This window comes from Streptomyces sp. SLBN-118, assembly GCF_006715635.1.
Lineage (GTDB): Bacteria > Actinomycetota > Actinomycetes > Streptomycetales > Streptomycetaceae > Streptomyces.
The window spans coordinates 1,690,999-1,707,026 of the sequence record NZ_VFNP01000001.1; the positions used below are offsets into that span (position 1 = coordinate 1,690,999).

General features: G+C 70.9%; 16 protein-coding genes. 6 read left to right on the forward strand and 10 right to left on the reverse strand.

What is annotated here, in order from left to right:
- The first annotated feature begins 72 nt into the window (after positions 1 to 72).
- Positions 73 to 1,152: a DUF2637 domain-containing protein gene (locus FBY35_RS07635; protein ID WP_142213042.1), complete on the forward strand. Its 1,080-nt coding sequence runs from the start codon at positions 73 to 75 to the stop codon at positions 1,150 to 1,152.
- Between the two features lie 62 nt (positions 1,153 to 1,214).
- On the opposite strand, the gene FBY35_RS07640 is transcribed toward FBY35_RS07635, so the two are convergent.
- The 3 genes from FBY35_RS07640 to FBY35_RS07650 form a co-directional block, all read right to left on the reverse strand.
- Positions 1,215 to 1,673 carry an ATP-binding protein gene (locus FBY35_RS07640; protein ID WP_142214959.1) on the reverse strand — a complete coding sequence of 153 codons (459 nt, stop codon included), beginning with the start codon at positions 1,671 to 1,673 and terminating at the stop codon, positions 1,215 to 1,217.
- Positions 1,674 to 1,802: 129 nt separating this feature from the next.
- Positions 1,803 to 3,545: a pyruvate dehydrogenase gene (locus tag FBY35_RS07645; protein WP_142213043.1), complete on the reverse strand. Its 1,743-nt coding sequence runs from the start codon at positions 3,543 to 3,545 to the stop codon at positions 1,803 to 1,805.
- 62 nt (positions 3,546 to 3,607) lie between these two features.
- Positions 3,608 to 5,092, reverse strand: coding sequence for a protein phosphatase 2C domain-containing protein (locus FBY35_RS07650; RefSeq protein ID WP_142213044.1), 1,485 nt, complete (start codon positions 5,090 to 5,092; stop codon positions 3,608 to 3,610).
- A gap of 316 nt (positions 5,093 to 5,408) precedes the next feature.
- On the opposite strand from FBY35_RS07650, the gene FBY35_RS07655 reads away from it, so the two are divergent.
- From FBY35_RS07655 to FBY35_RS07665, 3 genes are all read left to right on the forward strand, one after another.
- On the forward strand, positions 5,409 to 6,401 hold the full coding sequence (locus FBY35_RS07655; RefSeq protein ID WP_142213045.1) for a helix-turn-helix domain-containing protein: 993 nt from the start codon (positions 5,409 to 5,411) through the stop codon (positions 6,399 to 6,401).
- 23 nt (positions 6,402 to 6,424) lie between these two features.
- On the forward strand, positions 6,425 to 6,907 hold the full coding sequence (locus FBY35_RS07660) for a DUF456 domain-containing protein (protein ID WP_142213046.1): 483 nt from the start codon (positions 6,425 to 6,427) through the stop codon (positions 6,905 to 6,907).
- Positions 6,908 to 7,018: 111 nt separating this feature from the next.
- Entirely contained in the window at positions 7,019 to 7,384 is a 366-nt protein-coding gene (locus tag FBY35_RS07665; protein ID WP_142213047.1) for a PPOX class F420-dependent oxidoreductase, read from the forward strand.
- A gap of 701 nt (positions 7,385 to 8,085) precedes the next feature.
- Here FBY35_RS07665 and rsgA read toward each other — a convergent pair.
- Positions 8,086 to 9,189 carry a ribosome small subunit-dependent GTPase A gene (gene rsgA / locus FBY35_RS07675; RefSeq protein ID WP_142213049.1) on the reverse strand — a complete coding sequence of 368 codons (1,104 nt, stop codon included), beginning with the start codon at positions 9,187 to 9,189 and terminating at the stop codon, positions 8,086 to 8,088.
- Positions 9,190 to 9,628: 439 nt separating this feature from the next.
- Here rsgA and FBY35_RS07680 point away from each other — a divergent pair, with 439 nt between their 5' ends.
- Entirely contained in the window at positions 9,629 to 10,693 is a 1,065-nt protein-coding gene (locus FBY35_RS07680) for a nitrous oxide reductase family maturation protein NosD (RefSeq protein ID WP_142213050.1), read from the forward strand.
- A gap of 35 nt (positions 10,694 to 10,728) precedes the next feature.
- On the forward strand, positions 10,729 to 11,796 hold the full coding sequence (locus FBY35_RS07685; RefSeq protein WP_142213051.1) for a methyltransferase: 1,068 nt from the start codon (positions 10,729 to 10,731) through the stop codon (positions 11,794 to 11,796).
- 72 nt (positions 11,797 to 11,868) lie between these two features.
- Here the strand turns inward: FBY35_RS07685 and FBY35_RS07690 are convergent, their stop codons facing one another.
- Genes FBY35_RS07690 through FBY35_RS07715 form a run of 6 tightly spaced genes read right to left on the reverse strand, consistent with a single transcriptional unit; the run spans position 11,869 to position 15,961 of the window.
- On the reverse strand, positions 11,869 to 12,201 hold the full coding sequence (locus FBY35_RS07690) for a TcmI family type II polyketide cyclase (RefSeq protein ID WP_142213052.1): 333 nt from the start codon (positions 12,199 to 12,201) through the stop codon (positions 11,869 to 11,871).
- Between the two features lie 57 nt (positions 12,202 to 12,258).
- The gene (locus tag FBY35_RS07695) at positions 12,259 to 12,732 is read right to left on the reverse strand and encodes an SRPBCC family protein (protein WP_142213053.1); all 474 of its coding nucleotides are present in this window, start codon (positions 12,730 to 12,732) and stop codon (positions 12,259 to 12,261) included.
- Between the two features lies 1 nt (position 12,733).
- Positions 12,734 to 12,991, reverse strand: coding sequence for an acyl carrier protein (locus FBY35_RS07700; RefSeq protein ID WP_142213054.1), 258 nt, complete (start codon positions 12,989 to 12,991; stop codon positions 12,734 to 12,736).
- 14 nt (positions 12,992 to 13,005) lie between these two features.
- Positions 13,006 to 14,256, reverse strand: a complete 1,251-nt coding sequence (locus tag FBY35_RS07705) for a ketosynthase chain-length factor (protein WP_142213055.1) — start codon at positions 14,254 to 14,256, stop codon at positions 13,006 to 13,008.
- Positions 14,253 to 15,521 (reverse strand): beta-ketoacyl synthase, encoded by a 1,269-nt coding sequence (locus FBY35_RS07710; protein WP_142213056.1) that lies wholly within the window; start codon positions 15,519 to 15,521, stop codon positions 14,253 to 14,255. The genes FBY35_RS07705 and FBY35_RS07710 overlap by 4 nt, the downstream gene beginning before the upstream one ends.
- Complete coding sequence (locus FBY35_RS07715) at positions 15,518 to 15,961, reverse strand: cupin domain-containing protein (protein ID WP_142213057.1); 444 nt, start codon at positions 15,959 to 15,961, stop codon at positions 15,518 to 15,520. The genes FBY35_RS07710 and FBY35_RS07715 overlap by 4 nt, the downstream gene beginning before the upstream one ends.
- Between the last annotated feature and the right edge of the window lie 67 nt (positions 15,962 to 16,028).

The following is a 16,028-nucleotide window of genomic DNA, read 5'->3' on the forward strand; positions in this document are numbered from 1 at the left end:
CCCCTGAGGGCGCTGGGACTTCGGCCACTATGGCGGCCGAAACGCTCTACCGCGATGCAAGGGACACCGCCCATGAGACTGACCGACATATCGCTGTGGCTGCTTCCTGGCGGCGTGATGCTCCTGGGGTGCCTGGGCGCGGTGGCGGTGCTCGCGCGCGGCAAGCGCGCCGGTGGCGAGGCCGCGGCCGACGACTCCTGGGAACGGAGCGAGGAGCGCCGGCGACGCAAGGAAGCGATCTACGGCACGGCCTCCTATGTGCTCCTGTTCTGCTGTGCCGCCGTCGCCGCCGCACTCTCGTTCCACGGCCTCGTCGGCTTCGGCCAGCAGAATCTGAACCTCACCGGAGGCTGGGAGTACCTCGTCCCCTTCGGACTCGACGGCGCCGCCATGTTCTGCTCGGTACTGGCCGTGCGCGAGGCCAGCCACGGTGACGCGGCGCTCGGCTCGCGGCTGCTGGTGTGGCTGTTCGCGGGCGCGGCCGCCTGGTTCAACTGGGTCCACGCACCAAGGGGGTTCGGCCACGACGGGGCCCCTCAGTTCTTCTCGGGGATGTCGCTGTCGGCAGCCGTCCTGTTCGACCGGGCGCTCAAGCAGACCCGCCGGGCGGCACTGCGCGAACAGGGCCTGGTACCCCGCCCGCTGCCGCAGATCCGTGTCGTGCGCTGGCTGCGCGCTCCCCGGGAGACCTTCGCCGCCTGGTCGCTGATGCTCCTGGAGGGCGTACGCACCCTGGACGAGGCGGTGGAGGAAGTCCGCGAGGACCGGCAGCTGAAGGAGCAGAACCGCCTGCGGAGGCGGGACCGGGAGAAGATGGAACGGGCGCAGATCAGGGCACTCAACCGGCAGCACCGGGCATGGGGACGCGGGCGCCACCGCCTGTCCGAACTGCGCCAGGAACTGCCCGCCCTGGGCTCCGCAAACGGTTCGGCGCAGACCGGCTCCGGCAGCGTCGCGTCCGTCGCGGAGCCTGCCATAGCCGAGCCGGGAATGCTGCCGCTTCGCGCCCGGCCCTCCCTCCAGGCCGTGAAACAGGCGGGCGGCACTGAGTCGCGCACGATCGACCTCACCGCCGAGGACGACACCCAGGCGCTGCCGCGTCTCGACTCCCTGGAGCGGAAGCTCAAGGATCTCGAGCAGCAATTCGGCTGAGGGCACGCAGACCGTCCAGGACGCGCCACAGCCGCACCCGCACGAAGGCCGGTCTGCGAAGGTCAGACCGGCCTTCCGTGCAGTTCGAACCAGACGACCTTGCCCACACCGTGCGTCTGGACGCCCCACGCGTCGGCCAGGCTCTCTACCAGCACAAGCCCGCGGCCATGGGTGTCCAGGTGCGCCGGGGGTGCATGCGGCACCGGCAGTCCGGCCATGAAGTCCCGTACCTCCACGCGGAGGGTGGACGCCGCGACGCTCGCCGTGACGACCGCGCCGTCATCAGTGTGAACCAGTGCGTTGGTCACCAGCTCACTGGCCAGCAGCTCGGCCACGTCCTTCGGGTCCTGCTCCCCCCAGTGCCCTAATAACTCCCGTAAAGCACGTCGTACTTCAGGAACCGCCGTGAGATCCGCAGAGCCCAGCCTGCGACGCAGCCGACCGCCCGGTTCCCCCTGCCTCCCAGGTTCCCGGCCGCGCCCGCTCACCGTCGGCCCGGCCCCTCCCTGACGCCCCGTCATCATCCCCACCCGCACGTCGGCACAGCCCTTCTCCGAAACGACTCCCTTTGTCGAACACGCTCACGGAGATGCATGCCCCGAGTGGAGAGCACCACTCATGTCGATGTACCCATCACACGCCTGCCGGGCTCAGGGCCTCGGTACGTTTCGGAGGTTGGAGCGAGCCATCTGCGCCATCCGGCCCACGCCGCCGTCCAGCACGATCTTGCTGGCCGAGAGCGCGAAGCCCGTGACCATGTCGGCGCTGATCTTCGGGGGGATGGACAGCGCGTTCGGGTCGGTGACCACATCCACCAGGGCCGGGCCCTTGTGCCGGAAGGCGTCCTTGAGCGCGCCGGCCAACTGCCTGGGCTTCTCGACCCGGACACCGTACGCACCGGCCGCACGCGCGATCGCCGCGAAGTCGGGATTGCGGTTGGTAGTCCCGTACGAGGGAAGTCCCGCGACGAGCATCTCCAACTCGACCATGCCCAGCGAGGAGTTGTCGAAGATCACGATCTTCACGGGCAGGTCGTACTGGACGAGGGTGAGGAAGTCACCCATCAGCATGGTGAATCCACCGTCGCCCGACATCGAGACGACCTGGCGGTCACGGTCGATGAACTGCGCGCCGATCGCCTGCGGCAGGGCGTTGGCCATCGAGCCGTGACTGAAGGAGCCGATGATCCGGCGGCGGCCGTTGGGGGTGAGATAGCGCGCGGCCCACACATTGCACATCCCGGTGTCCACGGTGAACACGGCATCGTCGTCGGCGAGTTCGTCCAGCACGGATGCGACGTACTCGGGGTGGATCGGGACGTGCTTTTCCACCTTGCGGGTGTAGGCCTTGATGACACCCTCGAGTGCGTCGGCGTGCTTCTTCAGCATCTTGTCGAGGAACCTGCGGTCCGTCTTGGCGCGCACGCGCGGCGTGAGGCAGCGCAGCGTCTCGCGTACGTCGCCCCAGACGGCAAGGTCCAGCTTTGAGCGGCGGCCGAGATTCTCGGGCCTGACATCGACCTGGGCGATCGTGACGTCGTCGGGGAGGAAGGCGTTGTACGGGAAGTCCGTGCCCAGCAGGATCAGCAGGTCGCACTCGTGGGTGGCCTCGTACGCCGCTCCGTAGCCGAGCAGACCGCTCATGCCCACGTCGAACCTGTTCTCGTACTGAATCCACTCCTTGCCGCGCAGCGCGTGCCCGACCGGCGCCTTGACGCGCTCGGCGAACTCCATTACCTCGGCGTGCGCGCCCGCCGTGCCGCTGCCGCAGAAGAGCGTGACCCGGTCCGCCTCGTCGATCATCCGGACCAGCTTGTCGATCTCCGAGTCCCCGGGCCGCACCGTGGGGCGGGAGGTGACCAGCGCGTGCTCGACGGACTTCTCGGGCGCGGCCTGCGACGCGATGTCCCCCGGCAGGGACACGACGCTGACGCCGCCGCGGCCGATCGCGTGCTGGATCGCCGTCTGGAGCAGCCGGGGCATCTGCCGCGGGTTGGAGATCAGCTCGCTGTAATGGCTGCACTCGCGGAACAGTTGGTCGGGATGCGTCTCCTGGAAGTAGCCGAGGCCGATCTCGCTGGAGGGGATGTGCGAGGCGAGGGCCAGCACGGGGGCCATGGAGCGGTGGGCGTCGTACAGCCCGTTGATGAGGTGCAGGTTGCCGGGGCCGCAGGATCCCGCGCAGGCCGCGAGCTTCCCGGTGATCTGGGCCTCGGCGCCGGCCGCGAAGGCGGCGGTCTCCTCGTGCCTGACCTGGATCCAGTCGATGGCGGAGTTGCGGCGGATGGCGTCGACGACGGGGTTGAGGCTGTCGCCGACGACTCCGTACAGCCGCTGGACGCCGGCGCGGACGAGGATGTCGACGAACTGCTCCGCCACACTCTGCTTGGCCATGGAATGCGTACCCTTTCTCCGCCGAACGGGCCTGAACATCCATCAACCCACGGCGGCAGCGCTCACGCCTCCCAGACGGCGACAGCCGTACGGTCGTCGGCGTACCCCTTCACCCTCAGCTGGGCGTCGGCGAGGAACGCCGCCAGGCCGGGCGGCTCGGCCGCGGACCAGCGCGCGGACAGTTCCTGTGCGAGGGCGGGCTCGCTACGCAGCGGCTCGGCCAGGCCCGTGCTGCACAGCAGCAGAGTGTCGCCCGGGCGGGCTACGGAGGCTCGGAAGCGGAACGGCTCGGCCGGTGGCGGGGGCGGTGCCTCGATGTACGGCGAGGGCGGCGTCGCGATCCCCAGATCCATGGTGAGCCGGTCGCCCTCAGGGGTCTCGGCGGGCGGTGACCCGAAGCCGACGACGGGGTCGCCGGTGACGGCCGTGGGCTCGGGGACCATGGGCTCGATGTCCTTCCAGGCGCCGTCACGCAGGCGGAAGAGACCGCCGCCGCCGACGCCGAAGAACACCCGGGTGCGGCAGGCGGGATCGGCGGAGAGCAGCAGACAACGCAGATGGGCGCTGTACTCCTCCGGCTGGACGCCTTGCTCGGCGGCACTGGTGCGCAGCCGGCCGAAGCTGCGGTCGGTGAGCCGGTGCAACCCGGATTTGAGGTCGCCGCGGCGGCCTGCCCTGATGTCGTCGGAGAGCCGGGCGTGGCTGCGGCCGACGGCTGCGGCGATCCAGCGGCAGGCGTCGGCCGCGGCGAGATGGGCGCTCTCGGCGGCACGGGCGCCGCTGGCTACGGCGACCAGGACGAGCGCGGCATCGCCGGTGCCGAAGCGGGCGGTGAGCAGGGCGTCGCGGCGGGGTTCGCCACGGTAGCGCGCGGAGTCGCCGCGGATGGAGGCGGCGCGCAGGATGTACGTGCCGTAACGGGCGCCGTCGAGCACGGTGTCGGCGACGAGTTCGTCGAGGTCCTGAGGCCGGGCCGGGGGCAGAGCGGTGGGCTCGGCGTCGTAGGTCGGCGGGCCGTCGCCGAGGTGACCGACCTGGGGACGGGCGGGAGGCGCGGCCGGAGGGGCGGCCGGAGGGGCGGCCGACTCCTGGGCGGGGGGCGGGACTTGGGCGGGCGGCTGGGCGGGGCGCGGCGGCTCGGGCGGTAGGGGCGCGGGCGGTAGCGGCGCGGGCGGGGGCTCGGTGCGCGGCGGTTCCCACGGGACACGTTGCCGCGGGGGCGCGGTGGGCGGAAGGGGGGCGGGGACGTCCGCGGGCGTCTCCCACCAGGCGCGTGGACGCCCCCGCTCAGGCGCCGGGTCCGGGTCCGACTCGGGGTCGAGGTCCAGGTCCGGGTCGAACTCCGGCTCGAACTCAGGGTCCAGGTCCGGGTCCGGGTCCCGCGGCTCGGGTGCGTCGTCCGCTGCGACCGCGTCCACTGCGGAGTCGAATCGGTCGTCAAGCGTGTCGCCCGCTCTCGCCCCCGGCCCGGTGTCCGGAGCGGACGCGGCGTACAGCCGGTTCCACCAGTCGTCCTCGGTGGCGGGCCTTTCCCCCTGCTGACTCATGCCCTTATTGTCCACCGCACGGCCGCACCGAAAACGGGGCATCCCGAAAATGAGGCAACCAAGAAGTGGTCCGCCAGGCGTCCCCACCCCCCACGGGAGGGCGTCCGGCGGACCGTTTCGTGGTCGGCGCGCGGGCGTACGCGTCGGCCACGAGCTGGTGGGCGCAGTGGCCGCCGGCGTCCGTCAGTTGGGCCTGCGGTGCGCCACATTGGCACGGGGGCGGCCGGAGCAGGGATGATGTGCGCGGCGGAAATACGCCGTGGCCGGTTTCCGCCATTGCGGCCGGCGAAGTGCACGTCGTGGAGGGGTGGGGTCTGTGCTGGGAGCGATAGGTCTCGATGAGAGACAGGAGTCGGCATACCGCGCGCTCGTCGCGCTCGGGGCGGCGGAGGTCACCGATCTCGCGCACCGGCTGGCCCTGCCGGAGCCGGACATGGAACGCGCGCTGCGCAGGCTGGAGCAACAGGGCCTCGCCGCACAGTCCTCGGCGTGTACGGGACGCTGGGTGGCTGCGCCGCCCGGAGTGGCGCTCGGGGCGCTGCTGACCCAGCAGCGGCACGAGCTGGATCAGGCCGAACTGGCGGCGGCGCTGCTCGCCGAGGAGTACCGCGCGCAGGCCGTCGAACCCGCCGTGCACGATCTGGTGGAGGTGGTGACGGGCGCGAGCGCCGTCGCTCACCGTTTCCTCCAGCTGCAGCTGGGTGCGGCCGAGGAGGTCTGCGCCCTGGTCACCGGCCATCCGGTCGTGGTCGCCGGAACGGACAACGACGCCGAGGAGAAGGCGGCGACGCGCGGCGTCACCTACCGCGTGGTGGTCGAACGCGACGTGCTGACCATGCCCGCCGGGACGGCCGAACTGAGCGCGGCGCTCGGCCGCGACGAACAGGTCAGGGTGGTGGACCGGGTCCCGACGAAGCTGGTCGTCGCGGACCGGACCCTGGCGATGGTGCCCCTGACCGGACGGGGAGCCGAGCCCGCGGCTCTCGTCGTCCATGCGAGTGGGCTCCTCGAGTCGCTGACGAGCCTGTTCGAGGCGGTGTGGCGGGACGCCCTGCCGCTGCGGCTCGGCGCGCGCGGTGACATCTGCGAGGAGGCGACTCCCGGGCCTGACGCCGCGGATCTGGAGATCCTTTCGCTGCTGCTCGCCGGGATGACGGACGCGAGTGTGGCCAAACAGCTGGACCTGGGACTGCGGACCGTTCAGCGCCGGGTGAAGGGGCTGATGGAGCTGACGGGTGTGACGACGCGGCTTCAGCTCGGCTGGCAGGCGTACGCGAAGGGCTGGGTGGCTCGCGACCTGCGCGGTTGAGCGGGATCCTGCACCCTTGGCAGATGGGCGTGTGGCAGCTCCTGCTGGTGGGCCTGGTGATGCTGCTGGGCCTGCTCGGGGTACTCATTCCCGGTGTGCCGGGGCGGTGGCTGGTGTGGGCCTCGGTCATGTGGTGGTCGCTGCACGAGAAGACCGGAACGGCCTGGGCGCTGCTGGTGGGCTCGACGTTGGTCCTGCTCGTCGACCAGGTGCTGGTGTGGCTGCTGCCGCCCCGCCGGCCGCGCGGGGTGGGGGTCACCCGCCGGATGGTGGTGTCCGCGGGCGTGGGCGCACTGATCGGCTTCATTCTCATACCGGTGGTGGGCGCGATACCCGGGTTCATCGGGGGCATCTACGGGTCGGAACGGCTACGGCTGGGCGGGCACGGGCCCGCGGCGGCCTCGACCCGGGCGGTGATGCGGGCCGTGGGGACGAGTGTGCTGGTGGAGCTGTTCGCGTGCCTGCTGGTCATGGGGGCGTGGATCGGCGCGGTGATCGCGAGCTGAGCGGTTCCCCCGTCCTGGCCCCTTCCCGGCCTGAGCCGGACGAAAGTCCTAGGACCCGACTCGGTCCCGTATCCGATGCGGCGGACGAGGTACGCGTGTGAGGCTGCGTGCATGACCGAATTCAGCGAGGCCGAGCGCACTTATCTCGCGTCCCAGCGGCTGGGACGGCTGGCGACCGTCGACCCCAAGGGCCAGCCGCAGGCGAACCCGGTCGGCTTCTTCCCACAGGCCGACGGGACGATCCTGATCGGCGGACACGCCCTCGCGACGACGAAGAAGTGGCGCAACCTGCAGGTGAATCCGAAGGTGGCGCTGGTTGTCGACGACATTGTGAGCCTGCGCCCGTGGAAGGTGCGGGGCGTGGACATCCGGGGCGAGGCAGAACTGGTGACGGGGCCGCATGAGCTGGGCCCGCACTTCAGTGAGGAGCTGATCCGGATCCGCCCGAAGAAGATCCACAGCTGGGGTCTGGAGTAGGGGGCACACCCCACGGGACGAGGGCTTCGCGGCGCCTTCCGTACGCCAGTGGGTGGTGTACCCCCTACCCGGACGGGCTTGAACTCCCGCCGGTCGCCCGCAACTTCAGAGCCGCTTCCCCCTGCGGGGCCCGGGACGAGGTCTGGGGAAGGTCGAGGCTCGGTCCCGGAAGCGAAGCCTCGCCACGTCAGCGCGAGGGAGCCGGGGCGAAGCCCTCGCGCCGGGGGCCCGGGGGAGCCTCAGCCGAGCGCCCCCGGCGTTACCGCGGGCGCGACTGGGACGCGAAGCCTCGCCGCGACGGGGCGAGAGCCGGAGGCGGAACCCCGCGCGGGCGGCCGCCTCGGAGCCCGACCGCCGGGACGGCCTCCCGCCGCGAGTTCGAGGCGAAGTCCCGACGCAGGGGCCTTGGGGCGAAGCCCCACAGCCCGCGCCCGGGCGTTACCGCGGGCGCGATTGCGGACACCAAGCCCCGCCGCGTCAGCGAGCGGTGGCCGGGGGCGAAGCCCCAGCGCATTGTCCGGGGCGCCCCCGGCGCAGGAGGCCCGGGCGAGGCCCAAGCGAACGGGGCCGGGGAGGCGCAGGGGCTCCGGGGCGGAGCCCCCGCGCACGGGGCCCGGGGGCCCGAGCCCAGCGTGGGGCCCGGGCGCGGAGCCCCCGCGCACTGGCCCCGGGGCGGAGCCCCCGCGTCTGGCACCCCGGAGTCACCGCACGTCGCCGCGTTTCGCCCGCATCTGCGCCCGCCCTTCCGCCCCCTTCTGCTTCCAGTCGCGCCGGATCTCCGCCCGCAGCCTCGCGTCCGTCTTCGCGACGATGCGCCTGTTCTCACGCAGCAGCTTGCGGTAGCTGTCCAGCCGCCGCTCCGGAAGGGAACCGTCCTCGATCGCCGCGAGCACCGCACAGCCCGGCTCGGCCTCGTGCGCGCAGTCGTGGAAGCGGCACTCCTGCGCGAGGTCCTCGATCTCCGAGAAGACCTGCCCGACACCCACCTCGGCGTCCCAGAGCCCGACGCCCCGCAGACCCGGGGTGTCGATGAGTACGCCCCCACCGGGCAGGGCGAGGAGGTTGCGGGTCGTCGTGGTGTGGCGGCCCTTGCCGTCGACGTCGCGGATGGCCTGCACGTCCATCACGTCCTCGCCGAGCAGCGCGTTCGCCAGCGTCGACTTGCCCGCACCGGACACGCCGAGCAGCACGCTCGTCCCGCCGGACACGATCGCGGCGAGGACTTCGACGCCTTCTCCGGTCTGCGAGCTGACGGGCAGCACCTGTACGCCCGGTGCCGTCGTTTCCACGTCCTGGACGAGATACGAAAGCCCGGTCACGTCGGGCACGAGGTCCGCCTTGGTGAGCACGACGATCGGCTGCGCCCCGCTCTCCCACGCGAGCGCGAGGAACCGCTCGATCCGCCCGAGGTCGAGTTCGACGGCGAGCGAGACCGCGATGATCGCGTGGTCGACGTTGGCGGCGAGGATCTGCCCCTCGGAGCGGTTCGACGAGGTGGAGCGTACGAAGGCGGTACGGCGCGGCAAATACGTCCGTACGAATCGGGGGTCACCGTCACGGTCGACAGCGGCCCAGTCACCGGTGCAGATCACCCGCAGCGGATCGTGCGGGGTCACGAACGCGGTGTCGGCGCGGACGAGCCCGTCGGCGGTGACGACATCGCACTGCCCGCGGTCGACCCGTACGACCCGGCCCGGCAGCAGCCCCTGCTCGGCGTGCGGGGCGAATGCGGCTGCCCAGCTCTCGTCCCAGCCGTAGCCGGACAGCGGGTGGGAGGAGGCCTGAGAAGAAGAAGAGGAAGACAAGGGAAACCCTTCACAAGGGTGGCCCCGGCATCGCGCTCGTCGGCGCGAAGGGTGAAGGAAGGTCAGCCGGAGACCACAGGGGTGGGAATGATGATCTTCTGGACCTGGGCAGCGCCCAGCGCAGCGACAGTCATCACGGTCCTCACCTCCTGTTCTCGCACGGGGGCCCGGCACAGCGCTTTCACACCCCCGCCGGGAACGAGGCAACGATGCCCGCAGGCGGTGAGAGGCGTCAACCTGTTTTCCGGCCTCCGCGGGACGCCTGAACAGGCCCATGGCCCCGGCGAGTTCCCCGCGCTGTCGGCGGCAGTGCCGGAGCCCGCGGTTCCGTACGCCGCGTCACCTGTTCGGCCGCCCCGCTTGGGCCACTCGCGCACGTTATGTATCCATACGCTCACGCCGTGTGGCGGGGCCTCATGATCGCCCATAACTTCGCCTCATGACGAAACGACAGCTCATGTGCCTCACATGCATCGCAGTCGTCGTGGTCTCGGGACTGGGCGCAGCCGCCCCGTCCTCCGCCGCGGCCATGCACACGGTGCATCCGGGCGAATCGATCCAGGAAGCGGTGGACGCCGCCGAGCCGGGAGACACCATCGTCGTCTCACCCGGCACGTACCGCGAGAGCGTCCTTGTCACCAAGGCGGATCTGACCCTGCGCGGGTCGGGGAGCGCGACCGTCATCATGCCGGGCGCGGCCACCTCACAGGCGCCCAACGCCTGCACCGCGGCCGGAAGCGGTATCTGCGTGATGGGCACGGCGGCCGAGCCGGTCGACGGCGTGACCATCCGCGGACTGACCCTCTCGGGCTTCACCAAACACGGGGTCTGGGCCTCCGGCACCGACCGTCTGACGGTCCGGAACGTGACAGCGGAGAAGAACGGGGTCTGGGGCATCGCCCAGCAGCGGTCCACCCGTGGCATGTTCAAGGGCAATATCGTCCGTGACAACGGCGATGCGGGAATCTTCATCGCGAACATGGTCGACTCCGAGGGCGGGGCGACCGACACCGGCGGCGCCCTGATCGCGAACAACCAGCTGACCGGGAACCGTATCGGAGTAACCGTCAGGCGAGTCCGGAACCTCACTGTCCGCTCCAACGCCATCGCCGGGAACTGCGCGGGCGTGTTCGTCGTCGGCGACGAGTCGAAGCCCGCGGCCGGCGCGATGACTCTGCGGGCCAACTGGATCGTCAGGAACAACAAGTCGTGCCCGGCCACCCCCCGTCTTCCCGCACTCCAGGGCTCCGGAATCGTCCTCACCGGCGCCGAGTCGACGGTGATCCGTGCCAACTACGTCGTGGACAACGCCGGCGCCTCACCGCTGTCCGGTGGCATCGTGCTGTTCCAGAGCTTCGTGGGCGCCCAGAACACCGCCAATGTCATCACGAACAACCAGGTGCAGGGCAATGAGCCCGCCGATCTCGCCAATCGCGGCGGCGGCACGGGCAACACGTTCACCGGCAATGTCTGCCAGGCCTCCGAGCCCGCAGGAATGTGCTGACCGGTGTTCCCCTTCACCAGGAGAATCGAGGCGGTATGACCACCGTAAGTCCCAGACCGGCCTCAGCGGCCGGCTCCACTTCCGAGCCGGCCGCTCCCCCGCCGGGCATGCGCCTGCGGGAGCTCGTGTTCGGTGCGGCCTGCGCCGCCGCCGTACGCGCGGCGGCCCGGCTGGGTGTCGCCGACGCGCTCGGCGAGGCACCCGCGACGGCCGAGGAGCTCGCCGTCGAGCTGAACACCGAGCCGCAGCCGCTGCGCCGGCTGCTGCGCGCCCTGTCCTGCTACGGCGTCTTCGCCGAGACGCCGGACGGGAGCTTCGCCCATACGGAGATGTCCCGCATGCTGCGCGAGGACGATCCGGGCAGCCTGCGCTATATCGCCCTGTGGTGTACGGAGCCGTGGACCTGGGATGCCTGGCCCCGGCTGGACGAGGCGGTGCGCTCGGGCGGGAACGTCTTCCAGGAGCTGTACGGCAAGGGCTTCTTCGAGTATCTGCACCAGGACGCGCACGAGTCGGCGCATGTGTTCAACCGGGCCATGACGACGTCCAGCGTGCAGTCGGCGCTGGAGGTCGCGGAGCTGCTCGACCTCACGGGCGTGGGTGTGGTCGCCGACATCGGCGGCGGCCAGGGCCATGTGCTGGCCAGTCTGCTGGAGAAGCACCCGAGTGTCCGGGGCACGCTCCTGGACCTGCCCGATGTGGTGGCGAAGGCGGATCCCCGGCTGCGCACCGGCGGTTCGCTCGCCGAGCGGGTGCGCATCGTTCCCGGGGACTGCCGTGAGGACATCCCGGTCGAGGCCGACCTCTACATCATCAAGAACATCCTGGAGTGGGACGACGACTCCACCCGCAGGACCCTGCGGAACATCGTTTCGGCGGCCCGCCCCGGGGCGAGGGTCGTCGTCATCGAGAACCTCGTCGACGACACCCCTTCGATGAAGTTCACCACCTCGATGGATCTGCTTCTGCTGCTCAACGTCGGCGGTGCCAAGCACACCAGGGCGAGCCTGGTGGAGCGCATCACCGCTGCGGGCCTGCTCATCGGTGCGATCCGGCCCGTCAACGCGTATCTGCACGCCTTCGAGTCGGTCGTCCCCAGCTGATCCTGCAGGCAACGAACGCCCCGGGCCCGGCTCCAACTGAGCCGGGCCCGGGGCGTTTGGTTCTGTCGGCTGTCAGGCCCTGGCGTCACGCTCCCAGGCGTAGAACTGACGGGCCATCGCGTCCTTCGGGCTGCGCCAGGTCTCCGGGTCGTACGGGCTGACGAAGGCCTGGAGCCGGTCGCTGATGTCCTTGAACGACGGGTGTTCCGTCACCTTGGCGATCTCGGGGCCGGGCGGCCGTTCCGACTCGATCAGATGCAGATACACGTCGCCGAACTGGAAGAGTTTGCGCCGGGTCACCCCGACGAGGTGGGGCAGTTCGCCGGCGTCGGAGGCCGCGAACAGCTTGGCGATGTCCGGAGCCGACTCCGGCTCCATACGGGCGACGATCAGGGCGTGGTGCACAGGAGGTTCCTTCCTGGCCGGGCTCCTCGCCCGGCCGGGTTTCCCCGTCGGACGGCTTCAGTTGACGGCGGCGGCGCGGCGCTCGCGGTCGCGCTGTTCGATCTTGTCCCGGATGAGCTCCATCTGGATCTTGGAGTTCCGGTTGATGTTGTCGGTCATCCAGTCGTCGTCGACGGGGGCGTCCGGCTTCATCGCGAAGTCCTGCGTCCAGTGCATCCTGGTGCCGCCGGGGACCTCCGTGTACTCCCAGCGGATGTTCATGTGCTGGAAGGGACCCGTCTCGACGCGGCGGGCCGTGACCGTGCGGCCCTTGCGGTCGGTCGTGCGCTCCGAGACCCAGCTCCAGACCTTGCCGTTGTCGTCGGGGTGCATGGTGAGGCGGAAGGTGGTGGTGCTGCCCTTCCGTTCCAGGATCTCGACCGACGCGTACTCACTGAACAGGCCTGGCCAGTTCTCGATGTCGTTGGTCACGTCCCAGACGAGGTCCAGGGGTGCGGCGACGGTGATCTCGTTCTCGGTGTGTCCGGGCACGTCAGGCTCCAGTCATGAGGGTGTTGTTGACGAGGTCGAGGAACTCCCGCGGGGTCTTGCAGCGGTCCGCGTCGGGAGGCAGCGGACGGCCGTGCCGGTTCTCCAGCTCGCCGACGATGCCGAGCAGGCCCAGGGAGTCGAGGCCGAACTCGTCGAAGCCGGAGTCGGGCCGGTTCGCGAGGTCGACGGGGTCCACGGTGAGACCGGCGCCCTTCTTCATCAGGGCGGCCAGTTCTTCGATGGTCAGTCGGTCGGACATGGGGACTCTCCTTTTCACTCGGGGGTGTCGGTGGCGCCGCGCAGCACCAGGGCCGCGTTCGAGCCCATGAGGCCGCGGCTGAGCACCAGGGCGGTCCGCAGCTGCGCCGGCCGGGCCCGACCGGTCACCAGGCTGAGGTCGTGGCAGACGTCGAAGACGTTGGGCGTGGGCGGCACGACGCCGTGCTCCATGGCCAGTACCGCGGCGGCCACGTCCAGCACCGGCCCTCCGCAATAGGCCCGCCCGATACCGGTCTTGGGCGCCGTGACCGGTACGCGCCGGCCGTGTGCGCCCAGCGCGTCGGCGATCGCCAGCGCCTCCGCCCGGTCCGCCTCCGGTACGCCGAGCGCGTCCGCGAAGACCACGTCGATCTCCTCGGGCGCACACCGGGCCTCCGTCAGCGCCCCGCTGATCGCCCGGGCCAGCCCCTCGCGGGACTGCTCCCAGCGGGAGGGACCGGTGAACGTCGCCCCGTGTCCGGCCACCACGGCACGCGCCTTGGCGCCGCGGCGCAGGGCCGCCGTCTCCTCCTCGACCACGAGCATGGCGCCGCCCTCCGCGGGCACGAATCCACAGGCGTCCGATGTGAAGGGCCGGTAGGCGCGCGCCGGGTCCTCACAGGTGCTCAGATCCTCGTAGCCGAGCTGGCACACGACCGAGTAGGGCGCCAGGGGGGCTTCCGCGGAGCCGACGACGACCGCGTCGGCTCCGTTGCGTACGGCCCTGGCGGCATGCGCGAACGCGTCGAGCCCGCCTGCCTCGTCGCTGGCCACGACGCCGCAGGGACCCTTGAATCCGGCCCGGATGGAGATCTGGCCGGTGCTCGCCGCGTAGAACCAGGCGATGGACTGGTACGGGCCGACATAGCGGGGGCCCTGCCCCCAGAGCCTTTGCAGTTCGCGCTGGCCGAACTCACCGCCGCCGGACCCGGCGGCGGTCACCACACCCACCGCGAACGGCGAGCCCTCGTAGTCGGCGCGGCCCAGCCGGGCGTCGTCGAGGGCCAGATCGGCCGCGGCCATCGCGAAGTGCGAGAACCGGTCCGTCTGGACGAGGTAGCGCTCCTCGATCAGCGAACCGGGGTCAAAGGCCCGCACCTCGCCCGCGACCCGGAGCGGCAGGTGCTCGCACCCGTCCCGGGTGACCCGGTCGAGCACACTGACGCCCTCCAGGGTCGACTTCCAGAAGACCTCGGTGCCGGCTCCGTTGGGGGCTATGGCACCTATACCTGTGACGACCGTCCGCCGTGTCCGGCTGGGGCTCATCGCGCCCTCCCATTCGGTCTGGTCATGACGACCGCGGACTGGAAACCGCCGAACCCGCTGCCGACGGAGAGCACACTGCGCAACTTCCGGGGGCGTGCTGTGCGCGGCACATAGTCCAGGTCGCACTCGGGGTCGGGGGTCTCGTAGTTCGCGGTCGGCGGGACCACTTGATGGACCATGGCCAGGACGCAGGCCACGAGTTCGATCGCGCCGATGGCGCCCAGCGAGTGACCCACCATGGATTTGATGGAGCTCATGGGCGTCTTGAAGGCGTGTTCGCCCAGGGAGCGTTTGACCGCGGCCGTCTCGTGACGGTCGTTCTGTTTGGTGCCCGAACCGTGCGCGTTGACGTAGTCGATCGCCGTGGCGTTCAGCCGGGCGTGGTCGAGCGCGGTGTCGATGGCCCGGGCCATTTCCAGGCCCTCGGGGGTCAGTCCCGTCATGTGGTAGGCGTTGCCGAAGGTGGCGTAGCCCGCGATCTCGCAGTAGACGGTCGCTCCGCGGGCGCGGGCGTGCTCCAGTTCCTCCAGGATGAGGACGGCGCCGCCCTCGCCCATCACGAACCCGTCCCGGTTGAGGTCGAACGGCCGCGATGCGTGGGCCGGGTCGTCATTGTTCGGCGACGTCGCTTTGATCGCGTCGAAGCAGGCCACCGTGATCGGTGAGATGGGCGAGTCCGACGCGCCGGCTATGCAGACATCGACCCGGCCCTCCTGGATGGACGCGAAGGCATAGCCGATCGCGTCGAGTCCCGAGGTGCAGCCCGTCGAGACGGTCTGCACCGGGCCGTGGGCACCGACCTGTTCGGCGACCGCGGAGGCGAGGGTGCTCGGCGAGAACGCGCGGTGCAGATCCGGTCCCGCCGGGCGGTGGTCGACGTCCCAGCGGACGCCGGATTCGCTGACCGCGACATAGTCGTGCTCCAGGCGCGTGGTGCCGCCGACGGCCGTGCCGAGCGAGACCCCGATCCGCCAGGGGTCCTGCTGCTCCGGGGCGAGCCCGGCGTCGGATATCGCCTCGCGCGCGGCCACCAGCGCGAACTGGATGTACCGGTCCGAGCGCGCCACCTGGTCCCGGTCGAGACCGTGGGCCGCAGGGTCGAAGTCAACCTCGGCGGCGATGCGGGAGCGGAAGCCCTCCGGGTTGAAGAGCGTGATGCCCCGCGTCGCCGTACGGCCGTTCGCGAGCAGGTCCCAGAACTGGCGGGAGCCCACTCCTCCGGGGGCGACGATACCGACCCCGGTGACCGCCACCCGCCGGTTCACGAAACGGCCCCAGTCCGTTCCGGCGGCCTGCCCTGCTCGGCGCCTTCGCTGTTCTCAGTGGGCTCGGTGTCGACATGCCCGAGTTCGGGGCGCGGCGCCAGCGGGCCGAGGTGGAAGACCATGCGGGCCTCCACGTCCCCCACGTTGCGGAACCGGTGGCGCACGTTCAGGGGGATCATGAGCCCCTGATCGGGCCGCATCGAGTGCGTCTCGCCGTCAAGGTCCACCTCGAGGAGACCGCTCACCACGTACACGAACTCCTCCGAGTACGGGTGGTAGTGCTCGCCGATGCGCTCACCGGGCTGCACGATGGCAAGGCCCATGAAGCCACTGGTTGCGCCCACCGCGGTCGGGGTGAGCATGGCGCGCAGGTCACCGCCGCGCCGTCTGTTGGGCTGGGTCTCGCTGAGATCCACGATGCGTGGGCTGTGCTTGGTCATGTCTGGTTCCTCCAGGTGCGGTGCCCCCGACGGCTCGGCCTGCCAGGCCGCGACGCGCCGGACGTAC